Source organism: Corynebacterium sp. CCM 9204, from assembly GCF_041357695.1.
GTDB lineage: Bacteria > Actinomycetota > Actinomycetes > Mycobacteriales > Mycobacteriaceae > Corynebacterium.
In genome coordinates this window covers 345,696-362,273 of sequence record NZ_JAUERX010000003.1, presented here as the reverse complement: position 1 = coordinate 362,273, position 16,578 = coordinate 345,696, and the positions used below count along the sequence as shown (strand labels likewise).

The window sequence follows — 16,578 nt, the reverse complement described above, 5'->3', positions numbered from 1 at the left end:
GGAGAACCGCCCACGATTGTGCTGCCGCACAGGTGGACGGTTTCGCGGTGATCACGGAGATCCAGCCGTTCGGTCTCAGGCGTGATGCTTCTCTTCGACGCGTTTGATGGCCTCGTCCGCGACAAGTTCCTGGATGCCCATGTCCAGTTCGGACGTGAATCCGACGCAGGAACAGTTGATCTCACCCAGGACGTAGGCGTCCCCTTCACCGTCGACGGCATCGGCGAGCATGAAGTCAGCGGTCCAGATCAGCGGGATGTTGTCGCCACCGAGTTTCTCGGCGATGACCGGGCGGGCGGCGGAGAACTGGTCGATGAGTTCCTGCCATGCCTCCGGTTTATCGTAGGTGTACTTCGCCCCGGAGAACAGGGTCGCGGAGAAATTGTCGCCACCGGCGGCAGGCTTCTTGTGCACGACGAAAACGGGATGCGGTCCGACGAGGAGAATACGGATCTCCCCCTCGACGATTCGAGGCATGAAGCGCATGTCCACGAGCATCCCGTTGTCACCGACGATGTACTGGTCACAGAAATCCATGAATTCGCCGAGTTCGCGGACCTCGGTGTGGTTATCCACCGCCTCGGTGCACTTGAGCTTCGTGTCAAGGGGCAGGGCTGTGCCGGGTTCAACGGAAGCGGCGAGTTCCTTGTCGACGAGCTGGACACGCCAGATACCGGATCCGGTTGAACCACGGTTCTGCTTGAGGACCCGCTCACCGTAGGAAAGGGAAGAGGGGAAGGTCTTGTGGAAGTTCTCCACGTCGTAGTAGGCGTAGGTGTCCTCGGGGACGAGATCGGTGTCAGCGAGCTTCACCAGCGCGTCCTTGGCACCGTATGACATCATCTCGTCGGGGCGGGACATGCCCACGAGTCCCGCTTCATCGGACAGTCGAGTCAGCAGATCGAAGTAGCCGCGCTCGCCTCCGGGGATGTTCCCGGGGTTGACCCGGGAGATGTAGGCGTCGAAATTCTTCGATACGTACTCGAAGAGGGCATCGGCCCACTCCGGTCGGTAGAACACGACCTCGGCGTTCCATCCCTTCTCACGGATCGCGCGGACGATGGGCATGGTGTCCTTGCGATGGCCGTCGATGAACTTGTCGGAGCCGCCTTCGACCTCGAATACGACGATGCTCTTGTGCACGTGTTTTCTCCTTGTGTGTTTCTTCGGGTGATTCAGGGTGCCTCAGATGGTGTGGCGCGCGCGTCCGGCCACTGTGATGACGCTCGCCCCGGACAGTCGGAGCCACATCCGGTGTACAGTCCGGACATCTCAAGGCTATGTCAGATCAATAAGCTGCACCCACGATGGGCACACAACGTAACTAAGCCCACACCACATCCACGGGCGTGCCGTGAGGTGTACGACATAATATGCTTGGAACTCACGTCTGCCACACAGCACCCGTACCCGGCAACCACCGTCGGGTGCGGTACCCGAGAGCCACCGGAGAAGAGGAACCCATGTCCACAGCATCCGATCAGACTCCACCCACCGACACCACCGGACCACAAGAGAAGAAGGGGTACGCCAATCCGGAACGCTTGGTGGAGGCGGACTGGTTGAGCGCCCGCCTCGGTGGCAAAGGGCTGAAGGTCGTCGAATCCGACGAAGATCTGCTGCTCTACGACATCGGCCATATCCCGGGCGCAATCCGCATCGACTGGCGCCGGGAGCTCAACGACCCTGTGAAACGGGATTTCATCAGCCCGGAGGCCTTCGCCGAACTGATGCGTACCAAGGGCATCTCCAGGGACGACACGGTGGTGATCTACGGGGATAAGTCCAACTGGTGGGCCAGCTTCACGCTCTGGGTGTTCGAACTGTACGGCCACCCGGACGTTCGTCTCCTCAATGGTGGCCGTGACGCGTGGATGGCTGAGGAACGCGAAACCTCCTACGTGGTGCCAGACTATCCCCGTACCGACTATCCGGTGCCGGAACTCAACGAATCTGAACTCCGGGCCTTCGTCGACGACACTCTCGCCCAGATCGGCAACGGTCCGCTCGTCGATGTCCGCTCTCCGTCCGAATACGCAGGAGAGGAAGTACCCCCGGAATCCTCCCCCTGGGAATTCGTCATGCGGGGAGGTCACATCCCAACAGCAGTGAACATCGAGTGGAACCGATCCGTCCATCCGAACAGCCGCTTCCGTTCTCGTGCTGAACTCGAGGAAATCTATTCGGACCTTGATCCGGAGAAGCCGACTATCGTGTACTGCCGGGTCGGTGACCGCGGTGCCCACACCTGGTTCGTACTCAAGCATCTGCTGGGTTTCCGGGCCATCCGGAATTATGACGGTTCGTGGATCGAGTGGGGAAACATGGTCCGGATGCCGATCACCCTGGGGACGGAACCCGGAGACCCACCAAAGATCACCCCCACCTCCCCCAACCGGAGATGAACAATGTTCAACTCTGCTGTTCACACGGCAGACCGGAAAATCGATCCCCCCGACATCGCGGGAAAAACTACCGAGATACAGTATTCCCGACCAAACCAGCCACCACATTGTGCAAGAATGTGAGGGAATCCCGCAGGTCGCACACGATGTGTTGTGAGTGACCCCACGGTAAAAATGTCAGGCCCACCCATCCCCTTCCCTTGACCGGGACCACGGCGTGGGTGGCGCAGCAAACTATCAGGAGTGTTTTCAGTGACCGTCGAGACGAAGAAGATCACCAAGGTTCTGGTGGCCAACCGCGGCGAGATCGCCATTCGTGTTTTCCGGGCAGCCCGGGATGCCGGTATCGCCAGCGTCGCCGTCTACGCCGAACCGGACGCCGATGCGCCGTTCGTGACCATGGCAGATGAGGCCTTTGCTCTCGGCGGGCAGAACTCCGCCGAGTCCTACCTCGTCTTCGACAAAATCCTGGATGCCGCCAGGAAATCCGGTGCAGATGCCATCCACCCGGGCTACGGATTCCTCTCCGAGAACGGAGAGTTCGCACAGGCCGTCATCGATGCGGGACTCATCTGGATCGGCCCCTCCCCCCAGTCGATCCGGGAACTCGGGGACAAGGTGACCGCACGGCACATCGCACTCAAAGCCGAGGCACCGATGGCTCCGGGTACCAAGGAACCCGTGAAGAACGCCGAGGAATGTGTCTCGTTCGCCGAGGAACACGGCTTACCCATCGCGATCAAGGCCGCTTTCGGCGGCGGTGGACGCGGCATGAAGGTTGCTTACACGATGGATGAGGTCGCGGATCTCTTCGACTCCGCGACCCGCGAGGCTACCTCCGCCTTCGGCCGCGGTGAGTGCTTCGTGGAGCGTTATCTGGATAAGGCGCGCCATGTCGAGTGCCAGGTCCTCGCCGACCAGCACGGTAACGTCATCGTCGCAGGCACTCGTGACTGCTCCCTCCAGCGCCGTTTCCAGAAGGTCATCGAGGAGGCTCCCGCTCCCTTCCTTACCGACGATCAGCGCCATCGGCTGCACGAGTCCGCGAAGGCCATCTGTCGGGAAGCCGGCTACTACGGTGCCGGCACGGTCGAGTACCTCGTCGGCGCCGACGGTCTGATCTCCTTCCTGGAGGTCAACACCCGCCTCCAGGTCGAGCATCCCGTCACCGAAGCCACTACCGGCCTGGATCTCGTCCGGGAACAGTTCCGGATCGCTGAGGGGGCGGAGCTGCATCTGAAGGAAGATCCCGAACCCCGTGGGCACGCCTTCGAGTTCCGCATCAACGGTGAGGACGCCGGCAACAACTTCATGCCGGCCCCCGGCAAGGTCACAAAGTACGTCGAGCCCTCGGGCCCGGGGGTCCGGATGGATTCCGGCATCGTCGAGGGCTCGGTCATCGGTGGCCAGTTCGATTCCATGCTCGCCAAGCTCATCGTTTTCGGGGAGACCCGTACCGAAGCTCTGGAACGGTCACGCCGTGCGCTGGCCGAGTACGTCATCGAGGGTCTGCCCACCGCTCTGCCCTTCCACCGTCACATGGTGGAGCATCCCGCATTCGTCGGTGATGGGAACGGCTTCGACATCTATACCAAGTGGATCGAAGAGGAGTGGGAGAACACCATCGAACCCTTCGTCGATCCCGCGGATGCGGAGGACGAGGACGAGGCACTGCCCACCAAGAAGGTCGTCGTCGAGATCAACGGCCGACGCGTCGAAGTCGCCCTCCCCGGAGACCTCGCCTTGGGCGGCGGCGGCGCGAAGAAACGCCCTAAGAAGCGTCGCACGGGTGGCGCGAAGAAAGCTGTTTCCGGCGACGCTGTCGCCGCCCCCATGCAGGGCACCGTGATCAAGGTCAACGTTGAGGAAGGCCAGGAAGTCAACGAGGGCGACACCGTTGTCGTGCTCGAGGCCATGAAGATGGAGAACCCGGTCAAGGCCCACAAATCGGGAACCGTCACAGGCCTCGCCTGCGAAGCCGGCGTCGGCGTCAACAAGGGCGCTGTCCTGATGGAGATCAAGTAACACGGTACGTGCCGTCGCCCCCCCGGGGTTTCCGGGAGAGGGGGGTCCATTCACATCCACCACCCAGTCATACACTGGACCCATGAATCATGACGTCCCCAGACAGCCGCCCGATCCCGGTCACATTCCCCCGTCACGGGAGACCCGTATCGGTGACGCCGAACGCACACGGGCCCTGGACCTACTCGCGGGATACCTCGAAACGGGCCATCTCACGATCTCCGATTTCGAGGAACGTTCCGCGGCGGTCCCCGGCTGCCGGACGATCAGTGATCTGGAGGTCATACTCGCGGATCTCCCCATGCACGGAGACGTATCACGGTCCGCCACCGCACGTCCGGTGTCAGCTCGCGTCTCCGGACTCCGCACCCGGATCGGAATTTTCCTCCTCATCGGCGTGCTCTGCATGACCGCCAGTGCCACGGCCGGGAATCCGCTGCCGTTGATCGTCTGGGTGCTCGCGGCGATCGCACTGTTCATCCTCAACGTCGGTCCCGACAGGTGGTACACCCCCTCGCTGCGACAGCTCGAACGTCGTAACCATCGTCCCGACGGGAACCACGGGGAATAACACGGTCTCCCCCGCAACCACATTCTCCGGGATGCGTCGTTCCGTAGACTGGGACACATGGAACCCATGGAGATCAACGGCGGCAGGTTCTACGCCCGCCCCCTGCACGATGACGACCGCATCGACGATCGCCCGGCACTCGGAGAGGTGTTCGGCGGACCCGTGGACCCGGATTTCGTCGAGAGGGCCCGCGCGGGCTGGACAGCCGACAGGGCTTACACGTGGGCAATCTGCGAGCAGACCTCCGTGTTCATGCTCGCGCTCGCTACCCTGACACTCCACGGAGACGGTACAGCGAGCCTGGAGGTGTTGCCAGCCGGTGACCCGGATCGGATGTTGCCGAATGATCCGACGCTCCCGCCAAAGTCAGTGGGAGACAGTGTCATCGAGGGCACCGGAACCATCGAACGCTGGGCTCACGGTTACTGCGGGCTGGATCTTCGGTGAATACCGGGAGAGGAACGATGAGCGAGGTCGGCGAGATGGTCGGCCGAGTCACCGGGAGAAGCCGGAGGAAGCGGAACCACCGGGAACGGGACAGTTCCGCCATCATCGCGGCGCTGGACCACGGTACTACGTCGACACGCTGTATTCTCTTCGACGCTCGCGGTAACGCGCTCGCGACGTCGCAACTGGAGCACCGCCAGATCTTCCCCAGAGCCGGATGGGTGGAACATGATGCGACGGAGATCTGGGCGAACAGTCGCCGGGTGCTGGCTGATGCGGTGGCGCGCTCCGATGTCGATCCCGGGGACATCGCGACCCTCGGGATCACGAACCAGCGGGAGACCGTCGTCGTCTGGGATGCGGCGACAGGCAAACCGGTCCACAACGCAATCGTGTGGCAGGACACCCGCACGAAGAAGGTCTGCACAGGACTCGACCCCGACCTGTTCACCCGGACAGGGTTACCGGTATCCACCTACTTCTCGGGACCGAAGATCACCTGGATCCTGGACAACGTTCCCGGAGCCCGGTCCCGCGCGGAATCCGGCGAGCTGCTCGTCGGCACGATGGACACCTGGCTGGTGTGGAACCTGACCAAGGGGGAACGCCACATCACCGACGTCACCAACGCCTCCCGCACCATGCTGATGGATCTGGAGTCCCAGGAGTGGGAACCGGAACTGTGCGCCGCGCTCGGCGTCCCGGAATCCATGCTCCCCGAGATCCTCCCGTCATCAGGCCACCTGGGTACCGTCAATCGGAAAGGTGACTTCTCCGGCGTGCCGATCGGCGGGATTCTGGGTGACCAGCAGGCCGCTACCTTCGGTCAGGCGTGCCTGGAACCTGGCGAGGCAAAGAACACCTACGGTACGGGCAATTTCCTCCTTCTCAACACCGGTACGGAGGTCAAACGCTCGGAGCACGGACTGATCTCCACCGTCTGCTACAAGATCGACGACCAACCCACGGTATTCGCTCTGGAGGGCTCGATCGCGGTGACAGGTTCGCTGGTGCAGTGGTTGCGGGACAACCTGGGGATCATCCGCACGGCCCCCGAGGTGGAGCAACTGGCACGGACCGTCGATGACAACGGCGGCTGCTACATCGTCCCGGCGTTCTCCGGCTTGCTGGCCCCGCACTGGCGGGATGATGCCCGCGGCGTGATCGCCGGACTGACCCGCTTCAACAATAAGGGGCACATCGCCCGCGCCGCGCTCGAGGCGGTGGCCTACCAGACGCGGGAGGTCGTGGAGGCGATGAACGCCGACTCCGGGGTTCCGTTGACCGCGCTACGGGTGGATGGCGGCATGGTGTCCAATGAACTGTTGATGCAGTTCCAGGCCGATCAACTCGGAGTTCCTGTGACGGTGCCTGCGGTACACGAGACGACCGCTCTGGGCGCGGCATACGCCGCCGGGCTCGCCGCCGGGATCTACTCCTCCACCGACGAGATCCGCACACTGTGGCGGGAGGAACACACCTACCAGCCGACGATGCCGGACACCGAGCGTGAAACCCTGTACGCGGGGTGGCACAAGGCGGTCGAACGAACACTGAACTGGGTGGACTGACCAGCCCTCTGCATCAGATCCCCTCAGCGTCCTCGTCCATCAATTCCAATACGGGGTACGTCCGGCAGGCCCCGTGCCGGAATCCGATCCACATGGGTCCACCACGGAACCGGCCCATGATCTCCAGATTGTGCGCTCCGGGTGATGAGCCCCCTGGCCTCGCTGCGGAACCGCAGAGAGGTGTGCCGGGCGGCGTCAGAGCAGACGATTTCCGGGGTCGCCGCTTCCATCTAGGCAAACAGGTCCCTCGGGAAGCACCGCGTCGCACCTCATGTCTCCGGAACCAACGATTCCCGGTATGTGGCGGGGATCCGTGCGCGGCTGGCGAGTGGAGAACATGTCGATGTCATGGAGCTTCCGCAGCCATTCACGGATGCGGTCACAGATCCGTCGGCCGACGTTCCCTTTCCAACGAAGACGGGTGCCTCCCTCCCCGACGCTGGTCGCCAGGGTGAGAGGCACCCGGTGTGTCTCATGGCAGAGTCACTCCGCTGGGTCGATGACCACCAGCAGGTCACCCCCCTCCACCTTGACCGAGGTTCCGAGAACGACACGACTGATCCGGCCGGCCACGGGTGCAGTGATGGTGGCCTCCATCTTCATTGCCTCGATGATTGCCACCGGGTCTCCCGCGTTGACGCTGTCGCCTTCCTTAGCATTGACGGTGACGACACCGGCGAACGGAGCCGCGACATGGCCCGGATTCGAAGCGTCGGCCTTCTCGGCTTCGGGGGTCTCGGACTTCACTGAACGGTTTCGGACCCGGATGGGCCGGATCTGTCCGTTGACCGTGCAGACGACGGTGCACATGCCCTTGGCGTCAGCTTCTGAGACCGCATCGAGGCGTACGGTGATGTCCTTGCCGGTACGTAGCCGTACCGTGATCTCCTCACCGTGCTCCAGGCCGTAGAAGAACTGGTTGTCGCAGAGCACGGTCGTGTCACCGTGCAGGCGGCGATGCTCGGCGAGCTCCCGTGCCGGGGCGGGGAACAGCAGCCGGTCGAGGGTTGCCCGACGAACCATCCGGTCATCGTCCGCGAGTAGTGCGGCATCATCATCGGAAACCGGAGTGAGGGTGGAGGGCTTTTCCGCACGCCCTTCGAGAGCACGGGAACGCAGCGGCTCGGGCCACCCACCGGGCGGAGTGCCGAGTTCACCGCGCAGGAACGCGATCACCGAATCGGGAATGTCGTACTTCTGCGGATCCGCGACGAAATCAGCCGGGTCAACACCGGCCCCCACGAGATGCAGGGCAAGATCTCCAACAACCTTGGAGCTCGGGGTTACCTTCGTCGGGCGGCCGAGCATCTCATTGACTGCGGCGTAGTTGTCCTCAATGAGCTCGAAGCGGTCAGCCAGACCCAGCGCCGTGGCCTGGGCACGGAGATTCGACAACTGTCCACCAGGGATCTCGTGGTGGTAGACGCGGCCGGTCGGCCCCGGGGTTCCGGATTCGAACGGCGCGTAGACACGACGGACGGCTTCCCAGTAGGGCTCGAGGTCACAGACGGCGCGCATGTCCAGGCCGGTGTCGTGTTCCGTGTGTTCAAACGCGGCGACGATGGCAGACAGCGACGGCTGCGACGTGGTACCCGACAGCGGTGCCGAGGCACCGTCAATCGCGTCGGCACCTGCGGTCACTGCGGCGATGTAGGTGGCCAACTGACCACCAGCGGTGTCATGGGTGTGGACGTGCACCGGGAGATCGAATTCGCTGCGCAGCGCCGAAACGAGGTTCGCGGCGGCGATCGGGCGCAGGAGTCCCGCCATGTCCTTGATGGCGAGGATGTGCGCACCGGATTCGACGATCTGTTCCGCGAGCTTCAGGTAGTAGTCCAGCGTGTAGAGCTTCTCCTTGGGATTGCTCATGTCACCCGAGTAGGCCATTGCGACCTCGGCAACGGTGGTTCCCGTAGACAGTACTGCGTCGATGGCCGGACGCATCTGGGAGACGTCGTTGAGCGCATCGAAGATGCGGAAGATGTCGACGCCACTGCGTGCGGCTTCCTCGACGAAGGCGTTGCAGACGCTATCCGGGTAAGGCGTATAGCCGACCGTGTTCCGGCCACGCAGCAGCATCTGGATGTTCACGTTCGGCATGGCACTGCGCAACTGATCGAGCCGCTCCCACGGGTCCTCGTAGAGGAAACGCATGGCGACGTCATAGGTCGCGCCGCCCCATGCCTCAACGGAGAGGAGCCCCGGGGTGGAGTGGGCGACATGCCGGGCTGCGGCAACGAGTGCACGTGAACGTACCCGGGTGGCCAGCAACGACTGGTGCGCGTCACGGAACGTCGTCTCCGTGACCGCAACGGCGGACTGTGCCCGAAGCTGCTCCGCGAAGGCCTTCGGCCCAAGTTCGAGGAGCAGGTCACGGGATCCCTTCGGCAGCGGAACATCAGGATCCAGTGGGGGCAGCTTATCCGCGGGAAGCGGCGCATCGGGGCGGGATCCGTGGGGCCTGTTCACCGTGTTGTCGGCCAAGAACGTCAGTACCCGGCCCGCCTCATTGTTCGCCGGCGGTGCCGCGAGCAGCCAGGGGTGCTCATTGATGAAGGAGGTATCGATACGCTTGTCCTGGAAGTCAGGTTCCCGGAGCAGTGCCCGGAGGAAACCGATGTTCGTGGCGACACCGGCGACGGTGAACTCAGCCAGGGCACGCTGGGCGCGGGAGACAGCGGCGGTGAAATCACCGCCGCGACAGGTCATCTTGACGAGCATCGAGTCGAAGTGTGCAGTGATTTCGCCGCCGAGCTGTGCCGCGCCGTCGAGACGAACACCAGCACCCCCCGGCGAACGGTATGCGGTGACGATGCCGGTGTCGGGGCGGAACCCGTTACCCGGATCCTCCGTGGTGATGCGGCACTGCAGCGCCGCTCCCTTCAGCTCGATCCGGTCCTGCGTCAGGCCGAGTTCCTTCAACGTCGCCCCCGCAGCAAGCTGCAACTGGGCACGCACGAGGTCAACAAGGGTGACCTCCTCGGTGACGGTGTGCTCGACCTGGATGCGGGGGTTCATCTCGATGAATACGTGTCGACCTTGCTCATCGACGAGGAACTCCACGGTGCCGGCCCCGGTGTAGTTGATGGAGCGGCAGAATTTCACGGCGTCGGCACAGATCGCCTCACGCTGCTCCTGGGTGATGTGCTGCGCAGGCGCGATTTCCACCACCTTCTGGTGGCGGCGCTGCACCGAGCAGTCACGTTCGAAGAGATGGACAACCTCACCGGTGTGATCACCGAGGATCTGCACCTCGATGTGCTGCGGCTTGATCACCGCGCGCTCGATGTACACCCGGGAATCACCGAATGCGCTCATCGCCTCACGCGATGCCTCGGCGGCGAGAGCGGCAAGTTTGTCCGGGGACTCGATGAAACGCATGCCACGACCACCGCCACCAGCGACAGCCTTGACGAACAGCGGGTAGTCCTGACCCTCCGCCTGGCGGACGATCTCGTCGATGTCATCCGTCGGTGGCGACTCGTTGAGGGTCGGTAGCCCAGCCCTCCGCGCAGCAGCAACAGCCTGTGACTTGTCGCCGGTGAGATCGAGAACCTCGGGTGACGGGCCGATGAAAGTGATTCCGTTCTCCGCGCATTCGCGGGCGAGTTGCGCGTTCTCGGAGAGGAATCCGTATCCCGGATAGATGGCGTCAGCCCCGGAGAGTTTGGCGACGCGGATCATCTCGTCGATGTTGAGGTATGCTTTTACCGGGGAGTCTCCCTTACCGATGAGATACGCCTCAGAGGCGTGACTCCGGTGGAAGGAGTTGCGGTCTTCCTGGGGGTAGACCGCAACGGTGGCGGCTCCGACCTCGTACGCTGCGCGGAACGCGCGGACGGCGATCTCACCGCGGTTGGCTACCAGAATCTTCTTCAGCATCTCGTCTGCTTCTTCCTTGGGGCTAAAACAGTGAATCAGGGGTGGGCCGAACCGTCCGTGACGGGTGCAGGTGGACACCGGAACCGACGACGGCGGCCTCGGTGAAACACCGCGGCGCCACCGTCGGAGCGACAGTGGCGCAGGACACTTTTGAATCTAGCAAGCGACGGGCATCATCCGCAGTTGTTTTGGTCATGTTCGTCACCCCTGGGCGGGGTCACCCGGGGGTGACGAACAAAGAAACCTGGAATCAGGCACCGCGCTCGGCCGGAACCTCCCGCTGTGCGTGACCGTGGTACGCGGACAGTGGACGAATCAGACGATTGCTCTCGCTCTGCTCGATGATGTGCGCGATCCAACCCGTGATCCGGGACATCACGAACAGCGGAGTGAAGAACTCGACCTCGAAGCCGAGCAGGTAGTACGCGGGGCCGGAGGGGAAGTCGAGATTCGGCTTCATTCCCTTGGCCTCATCGACGGTGGCAGCCATCCGGTCGTACATTTCGACCCACTTGGCACCGTCGTGGTTCTCGGCGAGTGCCTTGAAAGCGGCCTCCATCGTGGGAACCCGTGAGTCGCCCTTCTTGTAGACACGGTGACCGAAGCCCATGATGAGCTGCTTCGCGGCGAGTGCATCGGTGACCCACTGCTCGGCTTTTTCGGGATCGCCGATTTCGAGCATGGTCTCCATGACGGCCTCGTTCGCGCCGCCGTGCAGCGGGCCCTTGAGGGCTCCGATCGCGGCCGTGATGGCGGAGTAGCTGTCCGACATCGTCGAGGTGACCACACGGGAGGTGAACGTGGAGGCGTTGAAGGAGTGCTCGGCGTAGAGAATCATCGACACATCGAAGGCGTGGATGTCCTCCGGGTTCAGGGCCGGGGAGCCTTCCTCACGTCCGAAGGACATGGACAGGAAGTTCTCCGTGAAGCCCAGCTCCGGATCGGGGGCGATGAAGTCCAGCCCCTGACGACGACGCATGTCCAGTGCAACGATGGTCGGCAGCTTGGCCAGCAGATGCATGCCACTGTCCCGGATGTGCTCGGAGTCGCGGCTGTAGGCATCAGGGTCCTGGGTGCCGATCCAGCTCACCGCGGTGCGGAGCACGTCCATGGGGTGACAGGTGGTCGGAAGACCGCGGACCAGGTCCACCAGGCCCGGCTCGAGTTCACGGAGTGAGCGCTCACGGTCCGAGAATTCCTTCAACTGTTCGGGGGTGGGGAGCTCACCATTCCAGAGGAGGTAGGCGACTTCCTCGAAGCTGCAGTTCGCGGCGAGATCCTGCACGGGATAGCCGCAGTAGGTGAGTGAGTTGGTTTCGGGGACAACCTTGGACACGGCGGTGGAGTCGACGACGACGCCACCGAGGCCCTTGTGGATGGTCGGCTGTGTGTTTTCGGACATGGCGAATACTCCTTGGAGATGAGCTGGGGTAATGGGCGTTGTTGTGGTGCGTGGCGACACCCGCGTGGGTCGCGGTGCCGCGTCCGGGTCGCTCGTGGCGGCATCCGGAGAAGTCTGTGGGGCCGGTCCCGAAATGTCAGGAACGGGACCGGCCCGTCCACCTATTCGCCTGGAGGTCGGCGGTAGGTGAACAGCTTTTGGTCGAAGACGTTGTACTCGGCGTAACGCAGGAGTTCGTAGAGCCGGGAGCGGTGCTGCATCCGGTCGAGCCACCCGGTCTGGGTACCCGTCGCGGCGATGTCGGCGAGGGCGTCCTCGACCTGCCCCATCGCGATCCGCAGGGTGGTGACCGGGTAGATCACCGCGTTGTAGCCAATGTCCTCGAGTAGTTCGGCGCCGATCAGTTCGGTCTTGCCGAACTCGGTCATGTTGGCCAGCAGGGGAACGTCGACGGCGGCCCGGAACTTCTCGAAGTCGGCTGGTGTCCGGAGTGCCTCGGTGAAGATCATGTCCGCACCGGCGTCAGCGTAGGCCTTGGCTCGTTCGATGGCTGCGTCGATACCTTCAGTCGCGGCGGCGTCAGTCCGGGCGCAGATCACGAAACTGTCGTCCCGGCGCGCAGAGACCGCAGCACCGAGTCTGCGCACCATCACCTCCGTGGGGACGACCTCCTTGCCGTCGAGGTGTCCACACCGTTTCGGGTTGACCTGGTCCTCCAGGTGGCAGCCAGCCAGTCCGGCATCCTCGAATTCACTGATCGTGCGGGCTGCTGACATGGGCTCACCGAATCCTGTGTCGGCGTCGACGAGGACTGGTAGTTCCGTGGCACGGGCAATCTGCCGTGCGCGACCTGCGACCTCGGTGAGGGTGGTCAGTCCGATGTCGGGGAGCGCAAGATCAGCCGCGACGACGGCACCGGAGACATAGACACCCTCGAAACCGGCATCGGTGATCGCGCGAGCCACCAGCGGGGAGAAGGCCCCGGGCAGTCGCTGGATTCGGTCACCGGCGAGTCCCGCGCGGAATGCCTGGCGACGTTCGGCGGGGGTGGTGGCGGCGGAGAACAAGTTGGTCATCTAGAACAGCCCCTCCGGGGTCTCGGGTGCACGGGCGAGCACGTCATCGGAGAGCTCGATGTTGAGCTGGTCGAGTTCACCGGCGCCGAGGTCGTCGAGCCGCTGGACGGCGTCAAGGAAGCGGTCCTGTTCCGCGTCGGAGACAACGCCCTCGGAAAGGGTCCGGAACTTGGTGATGTACTGCTCACGGGCGAAGGGACGGGCACCCAGCGGGTGGGCGTCGGCAATGGCGAGCTCGTCGGTGATGACGGTCCCGTCCTTGAGCGTCACCTCTGCGCGGCAACCGAACGCCTTCTCATTCGGATCTTCGGCGTGGTAACGGCGGGTCCACTCGGGGTCCTCCACGGTGGAGATCTTCCGCCACAGTTCGATGGTTTCTGGGCGGTGCGCACGCTCGGGGGCGTAGGAGCGCTCGTGGTGCCAGTCACCGTCCTCGAGAGCTACCGCGAAGATGTACATGATTGAGTGATCGAGGGTTTCGCGGGAGGCATCCGGATCGAACTTCTGCGGATCGTTTGAGCCGGTGCCGATGACGTAGTGGGTGTGGTGGGAGGTGTGGAGTTCAATCTTCTCGACCTGAGCGAGGTCTCCGATCCGCTCCCGCATCCGCCGGGCGAGGTCGATGGGGGCCTGGGACTGGTACTCGGCGGAGTGCTCCTTGGTGAAGGTGTCGAGAATGGCGCGCTTTTCCTCACCGACGGCGGGCAGTGGAATGGTGTAGCTCACCTCGGGGCCGCCGAGCATCCAGGCAATGACCCCGTCTTCACCTTCCCAGATCGGGGCCGGGGCACCCTCGCCACGCATGGCGCGGTCGACGGATTCGATGGCCATCTTTCCGGCGAACGCCGGGGCGAAGGCCTTCCAGGAGGAGATCAGTCCCTTACGGGATTGACGAGTCGCGGTCGTGGTGTGGAGTGCTTGCCCGATGGCCTGGTAGATCGTCTCGCCATCCAGGTGGAGGAGCGTTCCGAGACCGGCCGCAACGGAGGGGCCGAGATGGGCAACGTGGTCGATCTTGTGCTCGTGGAGGCACATGCCGCGCACGAGGTCGACCTGAATCTCGTATCCGGTGGCGACGCCTCGGATCAGGTCGTGTCCTGTTGCGCCACGGTGCTGGGCGACCGCGACGATCGGCGGAATGTTGTCACCGGGGTGCGAGTATTCGGCGGCGAGGAAGGTGTCGTGAAAGTCGAGTTCACGTACGGCGGTGCCGTTGGCCAGAGCCGCCCATTCCGCCGAGTAGGTGCCGGAGACACCGAAGACCTTCGCCCCACCCTTGTTCGTCGGGTGGGCCGTGGCCTGCCGACGTGCGACACTCACCGGTCGGCGGAGGACGGAAGCCGCGGACACTGCGGCATTGTCGATGATCCGGTTGATGATCATTTCCCGGGTGTCGTCCGGAACCTCCACCGGATCGGTCGCCACGTCGGCGATCCGCTGGGCGAGGTGTTCACTGCGGGGGAACTCCTCCGCGGAACGGCGAGTGCGGACTTCGATGTTCTCCATGGGCTGTCCTATCGGGGTCGGGGCTGGCGCGTCGTCGCGTCACGGGCAATCAGTCTCCGTCACACCCCCGTTCGGAGGTATGAAACGGATATCTTGATGGCCGACTATACAGTGATTATCGAAACCTCCCATCTGCGAAAAGTGCGTAAATATGCGGTATCGAACAGGCCTTTTCGCAAAGTTCGCAAAAATGTCAGGCCACGGCAGCATTATCAGGAAGTGACACCCATGGAGAAGATGTACGCGGGGGCACGCATCCGGACGCTGCGCCGAGCGGAGAACCTCACCCAGGCGGAGATGGCCCGGCGCATCGGACTGTCCACCAGCTACCTCAATCAACTGGAGAATGATGCCCGCCCGTTGACGGCTACCGCGTTGATGGCCCTCGTCCGCACCTTCAACGTCGACGTCTCCTACTTCGCCCCAGAGTCAAACTCCCGCATGGTCGCCGCCCTCAAGGAAGTAATGACCATTGCCGGAACCTCCGGACTCGATGACGCGGAACTCGTGGAGTTCGCCGAGCGCCATCCGGAAATGGCACGCGGAATCCTCCGACTGACCCAACGTCTACCCACGGGCGATGAGAAAACGGATGCCTCCCCCACTTCCACCCCCATGACACCAGGAGAGATTCAATACAGGACTCTTGCAGCCGATAGCACATCCGCCTATGAGCATGTCCGTGACTACTTCTACGCGCGCCGGAATCACATCACCGAGTTGGATGACCTCGCAGAAGGATTCGCGGCGACCCTGGGGCGGCCAGGTCTACGGCTCACCCGACTCCTCGCCTTACTCGACGAAGCCCACGGCGTCACCGTCCGTCTCAACGCCCATGACCACGGCCCCCGCCGTATCTTCGACGACGGAACCAGGCAGGTCCGCCTCCGGGCAGATCTCACCGAGGCCCAGCAGACCTTTGAACTCGCTCTCCAACTCGCGTTCCTGGTCCACGGAGATCTCCTGACACGGTTGGCGGACGACCCAGAACTCCCCACCACGGAGTCACGGGAACTCGGGCGCTTCGGTCTGGCACAGTACTTTGCCGCAGCCGTCGTCATGCCGTACACCGAGTTCCTCAACACCGCACAAACCACAGACAACGACATCGACCGAATCGCCGCACACTTCGGAACCGGGTTCGAGACCACCGCGCACCGTCTGTCCACTCTCCAGCGCCCGGGACGGGAGGGCGTTCCCTTCTTCTTCGTCCGTACGGACCGCGCTGGCAATATCTCGAAACGGCAGTCGGCAACCGGATTTCATTTCTCCAGGACCGGAGGATCCTGCCCGCTGTGGATCGTCCACAGGGCATTCGAGAACCCCGGACACATCGTCCGCCAGATCGCGTCGATGCCCGACGGTCGAACTTATCTCTGGGTCGCACGAACCATCCGCAGTCGCAGCCGGTCCTACGGCGAGGTACCGCGCGAATTCGCCATCGGGCTCGGATGCGACCTCGATCAGGCCCCTAAACTGGTGTATTCACGTGGACTGGATCTCAGCCCGGACTCCGCGACCCCCATCGGTTCCGGCTGCCGCACCTGCCCCCGCGGGCATTGTCGGCAGAGAGCATTCCCCGCGACAGGACTCACCCTCGACATCGACGAACGCTATTCCCCCGATGAGCCCTACCGCGCCTTCACCCCCTCCGGAGAAAACCTGCGGAACTGCCGCCGCTGAGGAAGACCTG

The 16,578-nt window shown here is 63.4% G+C and carries 12 protein-coding genes; 6 read left to right on the top strand and 6 right to left on the bottom strand.

The window, feature by feature from the left end; all coding sequences use genetic code 11:
• Positions 1-75: 75 nt before the first annotated feature.
• Positions 76-1,143 (bottom strand): Cj0069 family protein, encoded by a 1,068-nt coding sequence (locus QWU43_RS08065; protein ID WP_370914427.1) that lies wholly within the window; start codon positions 1,141-1,143, stop codon positions 76-78.
• Between the two features lie 320 nt (positions 1,144-1,463).
• Here QWU43_RS08065 and QWU43_RS08060 point away from each other — a divergent pair, with 320 nt between their 5' ends.
• From QWU43_RS08060 to glpK, 5 genes are all read left to right on the top strand, one after another.
• The gene (locus tag QWU43_RS08060; RefSeq protein WP_370914428.1) at positions 1,464-2,405 is read left to right on the top strand and encodes a sulfurtransferase; all 942 of its coding nucleotides are present in this window, start codon (positions 1,464-1,466) and stop codon (positions 2,403-2,405) included.
• Between the two features lie 252 nt (positions 2,406-2,657).
• Entirely contained in the window at positions 2,658-4,430 is a 1,773-nt protein-coding gene (locus QWU43_RS08055) for a biotin carboxylase N-terminal domain-containing protein (RefSeq protein WP_370914429.1), read from the top strand.
• An 82-nt stretch (positions 4,431-4,512) separates the two neighbouring features.
• Positions 4,513-5,001, top strand: coding sequence for a DUF1707 domain-containing protein (locus QWU43_RS08050; protein ID WP_370917555.1), 489 nt, complete (start codon positions 4,513-4,515; stop codon positions 4,999-5,001).
• Between the two features lie 57 nt (positions 5,002-5,058).
• Complete coding sequence (locus tag QWU43_RS08045) at positions 5,059-5,448, top strand: hypothetical protein (RefSeq protein ID WP_370917554.1); 390 nt, start codon at positions 5,059-5,061, stop codon at positions 5,446-5,448.
• A 35-nt stretch (positions 5,449-5,483) separates the two neighbouring features.
• Positions 5,484-7,019, top strand: coding sequence for a glycerol kinase GlpK (gene glpK / locus QWU43_RS08040; protein ID WP_370917635.1), 1,536 nt, complete (start codon positions 5,484-5,486; stop codon positions 7,017-7,019).
• Between the two features lie 483 nt (positions 7,020-7,502).
• Here glpK and QWU43_RS08035 read toward each other — a convergent pair whose 3' ends face one another.
• The 5 genes from QWU43_RS08035 to prpD all read right to left on the bottom strand — a co-directional run bounded on the left by QWU43_RS08035 (position 7,503) and on the right by prpD (position 14,885).
• Positions 7,503-10,901, bottom strand: coding sequence for a pyruvate carboxylase (locus QWU43_RS08035; protein WP_370917553.1), 3,399 nt, complete (start codon positions 10,899-10,901; stop codon positions 7,503-7,505).
• A 22-nt stretch (positions 10,902-10,923) separates the two neighbouring features.
• Complete coding sequence (locus QWU43_RS08030) at positions 10,924-11,097, bottom strand: hypothetical protein (RefSeq protein ID WP_370917552.1); 174 nt, start codon at positions 11,095-11,097, stop codon at positions 10,924-10,926.
• A gap of 54 nt (positions 11,098-11,151) precedes the next feature.
• Positions 11,152-12,303 carry a bifunctional 2-methylcitrate synthase/citrate synthase gene (locus QWU43_RS08025; RefSeq protein ID WP_370914435.1) on the bottom strand — a complete coding sequence of 384 codons (1,152 nt, stop codon included), beginning with the start codon at positions 12,301-12,303 and terminating at the stop codon, positions 11,152-11,154.
• A 161-nt stretch (positions 12,304-12,464) separates the two neighbouring features.
• A complete protein-coding gene (gene prpB, locus QWU43_RS08020) occupies positions 12,465-13,379 on the bottom strand; it encodes a methylisocitrate lyase (protein ID WP_370914436.1) in 915 nt (304 codons plus the stop codon).
• Complete coding sequence (gene prpD / locus QWU43_RS08015; RefSeq protein WP_370917551.1) at positions 13,380-14,885, bottom strand: 2-methylcitrate dehydratase PrpD; 1,506 nt, start codon at positions 14,883-14,885, stop codon at positions 13,380-13,382.
• A gap of 228 nt (positions 14,886-15,113) precedes the next feature.
• Between prpD and QWU43_RS08010 the strand changes: the two genes are divergently transcribed.
• Positions 15,114-16,568, top strand: coding sequence for a short-chain fatty acyl-CoA regulator family protein (locus tag QWU43_RS08010; protein ID WP_370914438.1), 1,455 nt, complete (start codon positions 15,114-15,116; stop codon positions 16,566-16,568).
• Positions 16,569-16,578 lie beyond the last annotated feature (10 nt).

Coding starts and splice junctions, on each gene's coding strand:
- QWU43_RS08060 (WP_370914428.1), top strand. CDS start 1,464: ATGTCCACAGCATCCGATCAGACTCCACCCACCGACACCACCGGACCA.
- QWU43_RS08050 (WP_370917555.1), top strand. CDS start 4,513: ATGAATCATGACGTCCCCAGACAGCCGCCCGATCCCGGTCACATTCCC.
- QWU43_RS08045 (WP_370917554.1), top strand. CDS start 5,059: ATGGAACCCATGGAGATCAACGGCGGCAGGTTCTACGCCCGCCCCCTG.
- glpK (WP_370917635.1), top strand. CDS start 5,484: ATGGTCGGCCGAGTCACCGGGAGAAGCCGGAGGAAGCGGAACCACCGG.
- QWU43_RS08035 (WP_370917553.1), bottom strand. CDS start 10,901: ATGCTGAAGAAGATTCTGGTAGCCAACCGCGGTGAGATCGCCGTCCGC.
- QWU43_RS08030 (WP_370917552.1), bottom strand. CDS start 11,097: ATGACCAAAACAACTGCGGATGATGCCCGTCGCTTGCTAGATTCAAAA.
- QWU43_RS08025 (WP_370914435.1), bottom strand. CDS start 12,303: ATGTCCGAAAACACACAGCCGACCATCCACAAGGGCCTCGGTGGCGTC.
- prpB (WP_370914436.1), bottom strand. CDS start 13,379: ATGACCAACTTGTTCTCCGCCGCCACCACCCCCGCCGAACGTCGCCAG.
- prpD (WP_370917551.1), bottom strand. CDS start 14,885: ATGGAGAACATCGAAGTCCGCACTCGCCGTTCCGCGGAGGAGTTCCCC.
- QWU43_RS08010 (WP_370914438.1), top strand. CDS start 15,114: ATGGAGAAGATGTACGCGGGGGCACGCATCCGGACGCTGCGCCGAGCG.